This is a genomic window from Verrucosispora sp. WMMD703 (genome assembly GCF_049178935.1).
GTDB classification, from domain to species: Bacteria; Actinomycetota; Actinomycetes; order Mycobacteriales; family Micromonosporaceae; genus Micromonospora; species Micromonospora sediminimaris.
This window is the reverse complement of sequence record NZ_JBMHMM010000004.1, coordinates 4,310,653-4,323,764: the sequence shown is the minus strand read 5'-3', so window position 1 is coordinate 4,323,764 and position 13,112 is coordinate 4,310,653. Positions and strand designations below refer to the sequence as shown.

11 protein-coding genes are annotated in these 13,112 nt (G+C 71.1%); 5 read left to right on the top strand and 6 right to left on the bottom strand.

Features of this window, described 5'->3' with window-relative positions:
- The first annotated feature begins 8 nt into the window (after positions 1-8).
- Positions 9-1,823 (top strand): condensation domain-containing protein, encoded by a 1,815-nt coding sequence (locus ACN26Z_RS20260; RefSeq protein ID WP_421462840.1) that lies wholly within the window; start codon positions 9-11, stop codon positions 1,821-1,823.
- Between the two features lie 43 nt (positions 1,824-1,866).
- On the opposite strand, the gene ACN26Z_RS20255 is transcribed toward ACN26Z_RS20260, so the two are convergent.
- The 5 genes from ACN26Z_RS20255 to ACN26Z_RS20235 are packed head-to-tail and all read right to left on the bottom strand — an operon-like array spanning position 1,867 to position 6,548.
- The gene (locus ACN26Z_RS20255; RefSeq protein WP_421462838.1) at positions 1,867-3,090 is read right to left on the bottom strand and encodes a pyridoxal phosphate-dependent aminotransferase; all 1,224 of its coding nucleotides are present in this window, start codon (positions 3,088-3,090) and stop codon (positions 1,867-1,869) included.
- Positions 3,087-4,040 (bottom strand): alpha-ketoacid dehydrogenase subunit beta, encoded by a 954-nt coding sequence (locus ACN26Z_RS20250; protein ID WP_396885614.1) that lies wholly within the window; start codon positions 4,038-4,040, stop codon positions 3,087-3,089. Before ACN26Z_RS20250 ends, ACN26Z_RS20255 begins: the two co-directional genes overlap by 4 nt.
- Positions 4,037-5,038 (bottom strand): thiamine pyrophosphate-dependent dehydrogenase E1 component subunit alpha, encoded by a 1,002-nt coding sequence (locus ACN26Z_RS20245; RefSeq protein WP_093408977.1) that lies wholly within the window; start codon positions 5,036-5,038, stop codon positions 4,037-4,039. The genes ACN26Z_RS20250 and ACN26Z_RS20245 overlap by 4 nt, the downstream gene beginning before the upstream one ends.
- Positions 5,035-5,646, bottom strand: a complete 612-nt coding sequence (locus tag ACN26Z_RS20240) for an O-methyltransferase (RefSeq protein ID WP_421462836.1) — start codon at positions 5,644-5,646, stop codon at positions 5,035-5,037. The genes ACN26Z_RS20245 and ACN26Z_RS20240 overlap by 4 nt, the downstream gene beginning before the upstream one ends.
- A complete protein-coding gene (locus tag ACN26Z_RS20235) occupies positions 5,643-6,548 on the bottom strand; it encodes an LLM class flavin-dependent oxidoreductase (RefSeq protein ID WP_396885613.1) in 906 nt (301 codons plus the stop codon). The genes ACN26Z_RS20240 and ACN26Z_RS20235 overlap by 4 nt, the downstream gene beginning before the upstream one ends.
- 682 nt (positions 6,549-7,230) lie before the next feature.
- On the opposite strand from ACN26Z_RS20235, the gene ACN26Z_RS20230 reads away from it, so the two are divergent.
- The 4 genes from ACN26Z_RS20230 to ACN26Z_RS20215 are packed head-to-tail and all read left to right on the top strand — an operon-like array spanning position 7,231 to position 10,939.
- Positions 7,231-8,190: a thiamine pyrophosphate-dependent dehydrogenase E1 component subunit alpha gene (locus tag ACN26Z_RS20230; RefSeq protein WP_093408969.1), complete on the top strand. Its 960-nt coding sequence runs from the start codon at positions 7,231-7,233 to the stop codon at positions 8,188-8,190.
- Complete coding sequence (locus ACN26Z_RS20225; protein ID WP_232511396.1) at positions 8,187-9,191, top strand: alpha-ketoacid dehydrogenase subunit beta; 1,005 nt, start codon at positions 8,187-8,189, stop codon at positions 9,189-9,191. The genes ACN26Z_RS20230 and ACN26Z_RS20225 overlap by 4 nt, the downstream gene beginning before the upstream one ends.
- A complete protein-coding gene (locus ACN26Z_RS20220) occupies positions 9,184-9,696 on the top strand; it encodes a biotin/lipoyl-containing protein (RefSeq protein ID WP_093408964.1) in 513 nt (170 codons plus the stop codon). The genes ACN26Z_RS20225 and ACN26Z_RS20220 overlap by 8 nt, the downstream gene beginning before the upstream one ends.
- On the top strand, positions 9,677-10,939 hold the full coding sequence (locus tag ACN26Z_RS20215; RefSeq protein ID WP_421462833.1) for a DUF1116 domain-containing protein: 1,263 nt from the start codon (positions 9,677-9,679) through the stop codon (positions 10,937-10,939). The genes ACN26Z_RS20220 and ACN26Z_RS20215 overlap by 20 nt, the downstream gene beginning before the upstream one ends.
- Positions 10,940-10,960: 21 nt before the next feature.
- Here ACN26Z_RS20215 and ACN26Z_RS20210 read toward each other — a convergent pair whose 3' ends face one another.
- Positions 10,961-13,096, bottom strand: coding sequence for an SAM-dependent methyltransferase (locus ACN26Z_RS20210; protein ID WP_396885609.1), 2,136 nt, complete (start codon positions 13,094-13,096; stop codon positions 10,961-10,963).
- Between the last annotated feature and the right edge of the window lie 16 nt (positions 13,097-13,112).

Genomic DNA, 13,112 nt, shown 5'->3' with positions numbered 1-13,112 from the left:
ACGACAAGATGCCGAACTCCCTTCTCGTCCGGGTGACGGACGAACGGACCGTCGAGGCGGAAGCGACCTGGGGACAACGGGCCATCTGGTCCTGCATCCAGTTCATGGGGGAGCACGATCCGTACTTCAACGCGGGGCGGGTTCTGCCGGTGCCGCAGCGGTGCGGTCTGACCGATGTCGCCGACGCACTCGGTGAACTGCTTCGCCGGCACGAGACGCTGCGAACCGTGTTCGAGTTCGCAGACTCGACCCTGCGGCAGACGGTGCAGGGCTCCGGCGAGCTGCCGGTCGCGGTGGAGCCGTTGTCCACCGCCGGGCACGCCTCGGCGGACGCGGCCGCCTGGACACGGATGTACCAACTCGCCGGCCTCGTGTTGCCGGTGCACGAGTGGCCGGTACGGATCGCGGTGCTGACCGAGGCTGACCGACCACGGTTCGTGGCGGTGGTGTTCAGTCATCTGGCCGTCGACCACACCGGTGCCGAGCTGGTCATGGCGGATCTCGCGGCGCTGTTGGCCGGGCGACGGCCGCCGCTTCCCGAACGCCAGCCCGTCGACCAGGCCGCGTACGAGCGGTCCGAGGCGGGGCACGCCACGAGCGAGACAGCCCTGCGGCACTGGGCCCGTACGCTCCGGAACATTCCCGCCTCCATCTTCGACTACCGCACCCACGACACCGGGTCCCCCCGATTCCGCCGGACGATCATGTACAGCGAGGCGGTCACCGCCGCCGCCGCGGCTGCCGCCGTACGCCTGCGGGTCACCTCGTCGGCGGTGTTGTTGGCGGCGCAGGCTCTCGTGTTGGGCCGGTACACCGGCCATGACGTCGTGCCGGTGCAGCTCATCTGCGCCAACCGCGACGCGGAGCGGGAACGGCTGGTCGCCACGGTCGCCGGAGACGGCATCGTCCGGGTCGATCTGGCTGAGGACTCCTTCGCGCGGATCGTCCGGCGGACCTTCCTGGCGGGCGTGGGCGCGTACCGGTTCGGTTACTACGACCCCGAGGCGGCCTGGCGGATGAGGGCCGCCGAGCACCTCGCGCGTGGCGCGGTCCTCGGCATCGGCGTCTACTTCAACGACGTACGCGACGGCGTCGCGTCCGCCGTGCCGACCGACCCGGCGGACGAGCGGACGATACGCCGGCTGGCCGCCGGCACGAGGATCGAGCCGGCCGGCGGTTGGGACCTGATGGATGCCCGGGTGTTCCTGACCGTGGCCACCGCTGGCGCGGCGACCCGGCTGTCGATGCTCTGTGACACCGCGTACGTGCCGACGGAGGACGTCGTCGCACTGCTGCACGGCATCGAACGGGTGGTGATCGCAGCGGCGACCGACGACCTCACCGCAGAGCTGACCTCCGAGGTCATCGGGGTGCCGTCGGTCGTGCGCGGCCCGGACTGGGTGCGTGGCCCCGACGGATGGGTCGATCTGGCCGGCACTCGCGCGCTGTGGCGCGATCTGCTGCCCGGCGCCACCGTGGGTGGGGTCTTCCTGGACGAGGACCGGGCCCTGACCGGCTCCGGGTTGGTCGGTTATCTGGCCGGGCCACCCGACGGCGACCCCAGGGCGGCGTTCGTCGCCGACCTCGGCGACCTGCACGAGGCGTTCGTCGCCGCGCTCGGCGAGCGGACGGATGTTCGCGCACCGTCCCGCTACGTCCGGTGCGCCCACGGGCCGGACGATCCGGACGACCGGCTGGCGTGGGAGAAGTGCCCGGTGCTCGCCGAGGGAACGGGACGGCGGGCCGACGGCCCCACCGATCGGCTCTCGGTCGATCCTGCGGTTCGTCGCGCGGCCTGGGTTGCCGCAGACGACGGTCGCTGAAGAACTTCGGGCCACGACCGGGGGAACGGCCGTGGCCCGGGCGTCACGCCAGTTCCGCCAGGAACCGGTGCATCCGGTCGAGCGCGTCCGTCAGGCGGTCCGGTGGCTGGGTGAACGACAGCCGGACATGGCCCCTGCCGTGCCGGCCGTAGCTGCTGCCCGGCATGACGGCGACTCCCGTCTCGGCGAGCAGCCGCTGCGCGAAGACCACGTCCGGCAGGCCCGTGTCGCTGATGTCGGGGAACGCGTAGAAGGCGCCCATCGGCGGGGTGAGTCGCACCGAGGGCATGTCGAGTAGCCGGGTGACGGTGAGGTCACGACGGGCGCGGTACTCGGCGGCGTACCTCGCCGACCAGGCTGCCGTCTCGGGCGCGGTCAGCGCTGCGGGCAGCGCCCGCTGGACGAAGGCCGGCATACAGCAGTTCGTGTTGGTCATCAGGACCGTGAAGTCGGCGGCGAGGTGTGGGGGAGCCACCATGATCCCGGCCCGCCAGCCGCACATGGCATGACTCTTCGACAGTGTCTCCGAGACGATGACGCGTTCCGGCGGCAGCTCGGCCAGCACCGCGTCGGTGTCCACACCGGTCCAGTTCAACCCCCGGTACGCCTCGTCGCGCAGCACGTAGAAGGAGTGCCGCCGGACGAGGTCCGTCAGCTCCCGGGCGGTCTCCGGGAGCAGGACGGCTCCGGTGGGATTGTGTGGTGAGTTGACCACCAGCAGGCGGGTCCGGGCGGTGACCCGGGCGGCCAGTTCAGCGATGTCGGGGGCGAAGCCGGCCGTACCGCGGAGCGGATAACTGACGGGCACCCCGCCGGCGAGCCGCACCAGCTCGGCGTAGACCGGAAAGCCTGGATCCGGCAGCAGCACCTCGTCGCCGGGAGCGACGAGGGTCAGCAGGGCGAAGTGCAGGACCATGTTGCTGCCGGGCACGAGCAGCACCTGCTCGGCGGCCACCGGCATCCGCAGCAGTCGCGCGTAGTGTCCGGCGAGGTGCTGGCGTATCTCCGGGTCACCGGCCGGGGCCGTGTAGTGCGTCCAACCGTCCCGCGCGCTGCTGACCATCGCCGACACGATGTGGGCCGCCGTCGGCAGGTCGGGCTCGCCGAGTTCGAGGTGGATGACGTCCCGGCCGGTGGCGGCCAACTCGTCCGCCTGACGCTGCACCGCGAACGCCGAGTGCCGCAGCAGACTGCGCAGGGGAGGCTGCGCGGATACGACGCGGGACGCTGGCGGTGGAGTTGCCAGCGTACGCAGGGCCTCGGTCATTCCGGCTCGCCCAGCACCCGCTGTACCTCGGCGCGAATGCGTCCCTCGGTCGGCCACATCGTCTCTTCCAGTGGGGGAGCGGACGGCACCGGAACGTCGGGCTGGCACACGAACCCGATCCGCCCACCGGCCGCAGCCGCCACCCCGGGCTCGTCGAGCAGCCGGGACAGGACCTGCGCGGGCGCACCGGAGCGCGGGCCGTCGTCGACGAAGACCAGTCGCCCGGTACGGCGGACCGATGCGGCCAACGCCGCGGTGTCCAGCGGGACCAGCGTGCGGGGGTCGAGGACGTCACAGTGCACGCCGTCGGCGGCGAGCGCGTCGGCCGCGTCCGACGCGACCTTGACGGCGCCACCGATCGCCACGATCGTGGCCGCGTCGCCGTGACGCAGGTGCGCGGCCTCGCCGAAGCGCAGCGGAGCGGCGGCGAGCGCGGCACTCAGCCCCCGCTGACGGTTCAGCTCCGGTGCGACGAAGTACAGGACCGGGCCGGGCCACCGCGTCGCGCCGCGGAGCAACGCGCACGCGTCCCGCAACGAGCCGGGTACGACCACGGCGAGACCCGGTGTCTGCATGAAGATGCCGTACGGACACTGTTCGTTCTGCGGGCCGAGCTGCTGCCGCCCGCGGGTCGCCGACGTCACGATCATCGGCACCCGGTACTGGCCGCCGGAGAGATAGTGCATCCGGCCGGCGTGGTTGACCAGTTGGTCCATCACCAGCATGGCGAACGAGGCCCGGTTCAGGTCGACGATCGGCCGCAGGCCGCTCATTGCCGCGCCGACCGCCATGCCGGTCATCGCCTGTTCGGAGATCGCGCAGATGCGCACCCGGTCCGAGCCGAATCGTCGGCGCAGCGACGCCGGTGAGTTGGTGGCCAGGAACACCAGGTTCGGATCCCGGGTGAACTCCTCTTCGAGGACGAGATCCAGCAGACCGACTTCGTTCACGGTTCCTCCGCCCAGACATGCGTCGCCGCTTCCTCCGGTGCCGGCCATGGGGAGCTGCGGGCGGTTTCGACGGCGCGCTCGACCCGCTCGCGGGCCCGCTCCCAGATGGCCTCGACGTCCGCGTCCGACAGCCGGTCCCGCAGGGGTGGGCTCTGTCGTGCGGTGTCGATCGGATCCCGCGCCCGCCACGCCGCCATCTCGTCCGATGGCCGCACCTCCGGCGAAGGGCGCTCGAACTGCAGGTGGAACCGGGTCAGGTAGGTCCGCGCCTCGATGAACGTCGGGCCCCCGCCGCCCCGGGCGAGTCGCACGGCATCGTGGGCCGCCGTCGCGACCGCGGCCACGTCGTTGCCGTCGATCCCCACCGCGCGGACCCGGTGTGCCTCGGCCAGGCGTAGCAGTGACACCTCGGGATAGACCTCCTCGGTGCGGTTGCCGGCCTGGTACCCGTTGTGCTCGCAGACCAGCACCAGCGGCAGCCGTTGCACGGCGGCGATGGTGAGGGTCTCGTGCACCGCGCCGCTGCCCAGGGCGCCGTCACCGATGAACGCGACGCTGACCGCCGGCTCACCGCGTACCTGGGCGGCCATGGCGGCGCCGGCGGCGACGGGTACGCCGGCGCCGACGATGCCGCTGGACATCAGCAGATTGGTCCGGCTGTCACTGATCAGCGCGGCTGCCTTACCGCCACACAGCCCGGCGGCTCGGCCGAACAGCTCGGCGGTGAGGGCGTCGAGGTCCACCCCGCGGGCGATCGCGTGCCCGTGCCCCCGGTAGTGGCTGACCAGGGAGTCCGCCTGGGTCAGTGCCGCGCACACCCCGACGGCGATGGCCTCCTGGCCGACGTACGGATGCACCGGCCCGATCACCTCACCGGCGGTGCGCAGCTCCATCATCCGCTCCTCGAACACCCGGATCAGCACCATGCTGGCGAACATGGCGACCGGGTCCGGCGCGGCCGGTTCGGCGCTCCTGGCCGGGGCGACGGCCGTGGTCATGGGGTCTCCTCATCTCGGCTGTCGTGCGGAAGGTCAGGTCGTCGGGTGCTGATGATCAGGCCGGTGCCGGCCGGGATCGGCGCTGTGACGAGCCGGGGGTCGTCGGTCAGCGTCCGTTCCACCCGCAGCACCGCGGCGCGGTGTTCGGGGTCGGTGTAGCGCCCCAGGTCCATGTCGTCGACGACGAGCAACCCGCCGGGCGCCAGCGCGTCGATCGTCAGGTCGAGGCCGGTCCACTTGCCGGCGACGGCGTCGGCGAAGACGAGGTCGAACCGGCCCAGCGTGGGCAGCAACGCCTCGGCGTCACCCGTGTGGATCACGACGTTCGTCGGCCAGTCGTCGGCGCGCACGGCTGCGGCCAGGGACTCGTCCAGCTCGACCGTCTCCAGCCGGGCGTCGTCGCGCCGGTCGATCCCTTCGGCCAGCCACGCGGTGCCGACCCCCGTACCGGTGCCCAGTTCCAGGATCCGACCGTTGGGCGGGACCGCTGCCGCCAACGTCGCCAGCAGCGGACCCACCGGGTCTTCGCAGGCGCCGTGGAAGCCGTGCTCGGACGTGCGGGCGAGGGCGCGGCGCACCCGGGGCGGCACCGCGGTGCGGGTCGTCATGGTGCCACCTCCGACGGGTCGGGACGGGATTTCGCGTGCCACTCGTCTCGTACCGGGGTGATGACCTCGGTCACCAGCCGGCGCAACAGCGTCGGCGACGCGTCGGGCGGCAGACTGAACACGACGTGCCGGGCCCCGGCGGCCACCAGCCGCGCCGTCCAGAACCGGGCCGCGAGCAGGTCCCCGGCGGCCACGTGCAGTTGCGCCGACAGTGTGATCTCGGCAGGGTCGCGTCCGCTGTCGACACAGTGCTTGGCCAGGACGTCCCGGCCCCGACGCAGGGTGCTGACCTGGCCGTCGGCCACGTTCCAGACGTCTGCGTGCCGGGCCACGACCTTCAGGGCGCGCGGTCCGGAGGCCCCGAGGACGAAGCGGGGCCGGGTGCTCGGGCGCGGATTGAGACCGGCGCCCTCCACCTGGTAGTACCGGCCGGCGAAGTGGACGGTGTCCTCGGTGCAGAGCCGGTGCACGACGGTGCATGCCTCGTCCCAACGGGCGAGCCGTTCCGCCGGAGCGGGCAGGGGTATGCCGAGCCGCCGGCATTCCTCGGCGTGCCAGCCCGCACCGAAGCCGAACTCGACCCGCCCGGCGGAGACGTGGTCGACGGTGGCGAGCATGTGCGCCAGCACGGCGGGATGCCGGTAGACGTTCCCGGTGACGAGGACGCCGATCCGTAGTCGTGCGGTCTGGGTCGCCAAGGCGGCCAGCAGGGTCCACGCTTCCAGGCAGCTGCCGTCGGGCGCGGCGTTCACCGGCTGGAAGTGGTCGTAGAGCCAGGCGTCCCGCCATTCGCCGTCGGCGTCGGCGGCGGACCAGAGCCGTTGCAGTTGCGACCAGCTGATGAGCTGCTGTGCGACCTTGAAGCCGAAATTCAGCTGGGCGGCCGTCACGGCGTACGCCATCGCGTACGGATGGTGGACCGACTCATCGAGTGCTCCTGTCCCGCGGTCGAGGCGCACGGCACACCCCACCAGCCGGCACGAATATGGCAGAACCAGACGGCGGCAGGCCGTTCCCGACGGCGGTCGCGGTGTCATTCCCGTGTCGTGGCGACCGACGACGCGAATTGTTAACTTAGCGTCAGTTCAGTTCGCACAACATTGTCGTCAGGGCACGCGTCAACGCACCTGACGTCACTTCTGCGCAGTTGCTGACCAAGCCCTCGATGCGGTCGCCAATTGTGGTGCGACGGCATGGGCGTACGCGATGTGTGCTATTTGAATCCCCCGTTGAACGACCGGTGTGGTGTCGCCTGAAGAAGGTGGCCACCTGTCTCTGTTGAGCCTCCGGTGTGACGCCGTGACAGTCGGTCGTGACGCCTCGATGATGGAACCGTGGCTAGCGCCGGGTCGTCAACCAGCATCCCGCGCAGTGAGAAGCGCCTATCTCGACAACGGCCCGGGACCACGGAAAACCATAGTGGACCATCCCGCTGCCTTGACGGGATGGCTATTGTCGTCCGGGAGCCCGCGCGCCGGCCGGTCCGCACTGCGGCCGGCGACACTTTACGAATCCAGCCGCTATCATCGGACGTCGCGCGCGCTTTGCCAGATCGCTTTCACGCCGACGGGGGAACGAAGGCGCATGATCAACCATGCTCGGTCGCGCAATACCACCGCGGTGCTCGACGAGGGCGCCGGCCCACCGTCGCGCAGCCGACTGTCGGACGCGGACCTGTCCGCCATGCTGCTCATTCGGCACTTCGAGAAAAGCCTGCTCAAACTCTTCGAGCAGGGATTCCTGCACGGCACGACACACACCTGTCTCGGGCAGGAGTACGTACCCGTGGCGCTGACGCCCCTGCTGCGCGACGACGACCACATCTTCAGCAACCACCGGGGCCACGGCCACTACCTGGCCAGATACGCGGACCCCGAGGGCCTGCTCGCCGAGTTGCTCGGTCGCGCCGGTGCTGTCTGCGGCGGTGTCGGCGGCAGCCAGCACCTGCTCCGCGAACGGTTCCTCTCCACCGGCGTGCAGGGGCAGAGCCTGCCGGTGGCCACGGGCGTGGCGTTGCACCTCAAGCGGTCCACCCCGGGAGCGCTCGCCTGCGTCTACACCGGTGACGGCACCTGGGGCGAGGGTGTGGTCTACGAAGCTCTGAACATCGCCGCCCGGTGGGAGCTGCCGCTGCTCGTCGTCACGGAGAACAACGGCATCGCCCAGTCGACGCCGACCGCGCAGCAGATGGCGGGCGACATCGGTGGCCGGGCGGCGGCCTTCGGCATCGCGTACGAGCGGTTCACCGACACCGACGTGAACCGGCTGCGAGCGGCCCTGCGGCCGCTGGTGGAGCAGGTGCGCCACGCGTCACGGCCGTTCGTCGTCGAGTTCGTCACCCATCGCCTCGGCCCGCACAGCAAGGGCGACGACTCCCGCTCGCCGGCCGAGTTGCGTGCGGTCCGCGCGGCGGACTGGGCGGCCGGATACGCGGCCGGGCACCCTGAGCAGTTCGATCGAATCGACGCGGAGCAGTCGCGGCGGGTCGAACGGATCGTCGCCGAGGTGCTGGCCCGGCCGCTGACGGCGTGGAGCCCACGGTGACCGCCCCCCGGGTGGCCGGCGATCTCAATACCGCGTTGCACCGGCTGTTCGCCGAGGACGAGCGGGCCATGCTGCTCGGCGAGGACGTCTGCGATCCGTACGGTGGCGCCTTCAAAGTCACCCGGGGGCTCTCCACCCGGTATCCCCACCGGGTCCGCAACACACCGATCAGCGAGGGTGCTCTGGTGGGTGTCGCCAGCGGGCTGGCCCTGGCCGGCGACACCGCCATCGCGGAGATCATGTTCGCCGACTTCGTCACGCTCGCCTTCGACCAGTTGGTCAACTTCGCCAGCAAGTCGACCGCCATGTACGGCCGTCGCCTGCCCCTGCGCCTGGTGGTGCGTTGCCCGACCGGTGGGAATCGCGGGTACGGGCCGACCCACAGCCAGACCCCGCAGAAACATCTCGTCGGCGTACCCGGGCTGGCGCTCTACGAGGTGTCGCCGTTGCACGACAACCACACGCTGCTCACCCGGATGCTCGATGACGGGGTGCCCGCCGTGCTGTTCGAGGGCAAGGTCCTCTACGGCGAACGCATGTTCACCGGCGGCATGGTGGACGACCTCTTCGGCTACGAGCTCACCGACGGCGTGGCCCGGATCCGCCTGCACGACCCGGTACCGCCGGACTGCGTGCTCATCACCTCCGGCGCGCTGGTGCACCGCGCCGTCGAGGCGCTGCGTGAGCTGCTTCTGCACGACGAGATCGTGGCCGAGCTGCTTGTCGTGTCCCGGCTCTACCCGGTGGACCGGGCGCCCCTGCTGAGCTTGACGGGGCCGGCGCGGCGGGTGGCGGTGATCGAGGAGAGCACCGCCGGCGGCACGTGGGGCGCCGAGGTCGCAGCGGCTCTGCATCCATCCCTGTGGGGCACCCTGGCCGCACCGATCCGCCTGATCCACTCGCTCGACAGCATCATTCCCGCCGCAGCCCACCTGGAACGACAGGTGCTGGTGCAGAGCGGCACGATCCGGCACGCCGTCAAGGAGCTGGTCAATGGCTGACATCCGAATCCCCCGGCTCAACACCAACGATGCCTCGTACGTGCTGGTCGAATGGTTGGTCGACGACGGCGCGACGGTGCAGAGCGGCGCGACGGTGGCGACGGTCGAGACGTCGAAGGCCCTGGAGGACCTGGTGTCCGAGCACACCGGGGTGCTGAGCCGCCGACTGCCGGCCGGCGCCGACTGCCGGCCGGGTCAGGTCGTGGCGGTACTGACGCCGCCGTCGCAGGCGCCGCCGCCGGTTGCCGGCCCGGACCGCGAGGAGGCCGACCGTACGCCGCAAGCCCCACGGGTCGTGCCCGCTGCCCTGGTGATCACGGAACCGGCGCGGGCCCTCATGCGGGAACACGGCATCGACGAACAGGACCTGGCCATGCTGGGCCGCGCGCTGATCCGTCGCAGTGACGTGGCGGCTCTGCTGGCCGGTCCGGTCGTGCCGCCGCTCGACGCAGCGGAGGTCACCGCGGTTTCGCAGGAGGACGGCCATGCCCGGCCCACCCGCTGACCACGGCCCGGAGCAGCCGTTCCCCGGCTGGGAGAGCGTGCAGGTCAACCTGGCCGGAGCGCACCTCGCCGGCGCCGTCTGCGCCGAGCTGGATCGCCGCACCTTCCTGCACCCCGGTCCGCCGCTGGACATCGCCGACGCGCCGGCACCGATGCGGTCGGCCATCGTGGGCGCACTGCTTCTCGAAGAAGAGGCCGACAGCCCCGCCGCCGCCGAGCGGCTGATCGACCGCCGCGAGGTGCGGCTGCTGCCGTCGGTCGATGTGGGTGCCGTGGTGCCGATGACGGGGGTGCTGTCGCCGTCCATGCCGGTCGTGGTCGTGGCGGACGCCGACGGGCGGCAGGCGTTCGGTCCGCTGGAGAACGGCGCTGGCGCGTGCCTGCGCTTCGGCTGTCACGAGCAGCAGGTGCTCGACCAGATCCGGTGGATCGGCCAGGTCGTCGTACCAGTGCTCGACCAGGTCGCCCGGCTGACACCGATCAACGTGACCCGCATCATGGCCGAGTCCCTGCGCCGTGGCGACGAGTGCCATGCCCGCACCGTAGCGGGTAGCTCCCTGCTACTGACCCAGGTCTTCGCCACCCTGCTGGGTCGCCAGCTGTCCGGCCCGGACGTGTCCCGCGTGGCCCGGTGGTGCCGCGCCAACCTGCACCTGTTCGGGGCGTTCGCCACACCCGCGGCTCGCCTGCTCGCCGACACCGCACACGGCCATGACCGCAGTCCGATCGTGACCGCGCTGGCCTCCAACGGGAACGAGTTCGGCGTCCGGGTCAGCGGTACCGGCGACCGGTGGTTCGTCACCGAGGCGCCGGTGGGCGAGGTCGTGCTCTTCGACGGGTACCGCCCGGCGGACGCCCACCCGATCGCGGGTGACTCCTTCGTCATGGAGGTCGTGGGTCTCGGCGCCGTGGCGCTTGCCGCCAGCCCCGTGGTCGCCGCGCAGCTTGGTTGGTCGGCGGCGAGTGTCGCGCGGCACACCGCCCGGATGCGCGAGATCACCGCCGCGCCGGGGGACCGGTTCAGGCTGGCCGGCGACGATTTCCGGGGCGTCGCCACCGGCATCGATGTGCATCGGGTGGCGCGTGCCGGCTTTGGTCCGTCGGTAAACACCGGCATCGTGCACCGACGGCCCGGCGTCGGCCAGATCGGTGGCGGCATCGCGGAACTGCCGACCGCACCGTTCCGCGAGGCCGCGGTCGTGCTCGGTGCGGCCAGGGGAGTGCCGTCATCGGTTGGGCGTTGAGGTCGGTCGGGGTGAGGCTGCTCAGTCGAGCTGGGCGCGAGCAACCCAGTGATGGTCACGGGGCGGGCAGAGGCGCTCGGGCGGCGCGGGCAGCCACGAGCACTCGCCCGCGTAGAGCTGCCGCAGCGTGTATGCCTCCGCCGTCCAGCCCTGGTGGCGCAGGAAGTCGCCGAGGTCGTCGAAGCCGAGTTGGAAGGCGGATCCCCGTGACGTCATGAAGGCCAGAAACGTCTCGTTGGCCGGATCGGTGTAGTAGTCGGTGTGCGGCGCGTCGACAAGCAGTACCGAACCGCGCGTCGACATCTTCCGCACGGTCCCGATCAGCCGGGTGAAATCCTCGATCTCAAGGTAGGGAAGCAGCCCCTCGATGATCCAGACCGTCGGTTCGTCTGGTTCGTAGCCGGTTGCCCGCAACTGCTGCGGCCACGTGTCATGCCGAAGATCCGCGCCGAGGGAGGTCCGACGGCAGAGGAGCCGGTCCCGGACCGGCTCCAACATCCGCTCCTTGGCCTCCAACTGGCCCGGCAGGTCGACCTCGAAGAACCGGGTACGCGAGGGAAGATCCAGTCGCCATGCCCGGGTGTCACTGCCGGCCGCCAGACAGACCACCTGGGTTATGCCAGCGTCGGCCGCCGCTTGAAGCGCGATGTCACCGAACCGGGCTCGGACGATCACGGACCCGACGGTGCCGCCGGCGGCCAGCGCCGCCTCCGTCATCTTCCGGGACACCGGGGTGCTCAACAGCTTGGCGTACCGGTCCACCAGGTAGGCGTCGGGGCGGTCGTGCTCAATGGCTCTGATGACGGCGGTGATGAAGCCGGTCTCCTTCACCGCCCTGGACTCGTCGTTGCGCCCGGCGAGGTCCGCCGCCGCCGTGCTGGTACCCGCGCTCTTGCCGGGCTGCCGAGCTACGCCCAGCGACGGTCGGGAGTTGACCCAGTCCTGGTCGAACCTGCCGGTCCGGGCATAGCTGCGGGAGATTTCCGCGAGTTCCGCCTCGCTGAAGACCTCCCGCACATCCGTGAACCCGTGCGGTGCCCGCTGGTGGGCGAGCGTGATCACCTTCTCGGGCCCCAGGGAGCGGTTCGCGTGCTGCAACTCGGTCATCTGCGGGCGGCGTTCGTCCTCGTAGGCGCGCAGGGCGCTGCCCAGATCGGCGTGAGTCGCCAGGTGCCACGACAACACCCGGGCGTCGACGATGGCCTGGGTGGCCCCGTTGGACCCGGCCGGATACATGGCGTGGGCGGCGTCGCCCACAAGCGTCACGTCGTTGAAGCTCCAGCGCGGGATCGGGTCTCTGTCGATCATCGGGTACCGCTGGACGTCCGCCGTGTCGTCGAGCAGGCGGGGTAGGTCCACTCCCGGCGGCGCCCAGCTGCCGAACTGGCGAAGTACGGCCGCGCGCCGGTCGGCGGCGTCCGTGCGATCGTGCGGCAACGGGTCGGCCTCGTCGTCAGGGAAGGCGGCGACCCAGTTGATCAGAGACTTGTTCGTGGCGTTGTCCCTGTCGACGGGATACAGCACGAGTCGCCGCCGGTCGTCACCGAGCACCGCCATCGTGCTGCCCGTCAGGAAGTGGCGGCCCCAGGCGGTCCCTCGGTACATCGTCATGCCGTTGGCCGGGGGCGGTCCCTCGGCCGGGTAGAACGTCGCCCGGACAGCGGAGTGAATGCCGTCCGCGCCGATGAGAAGCCCGGTGTCGACCGTACGCGTGGTGCCGTCCCGGTCCATGAAGGTCCCGTACGTCCGACCTGGCTCGCTGTGCAGGCCGACGAGCCGTGCGTCGGCGACGATGGCCCTGTCACCCAGGCGCCGTCGTACCGCGTCGGCCAGAACCGTCACGAGCCGGGCACGGGAGATCGAAAGCTGCGGCCATCGGTAACCCGCCTGAGTGCCGCGATCCTCGCGCCACACGAGATCCCCACGGGTGTTGTACATCGCCAGTTCCCGGGTGCGGACCGCGTGCTGCTGCAACTCGTCGAGCAGCCCGAGTTCGGCGAGTTCCCGCACGGCGTTGGGCAGAATGTTGAGCCCGAGCCCGTGTGGACGCAGATCCGGCTCCGCCTCGAAGACCGTGACCCGGTCGAAGCCCGCCGCGTGCAGGCTGAGCGCGGTGGCCAGCCCCGCGACCCCGGCCCCCACTATCGTGATCTCCATCGTCAGCGTCCTACCT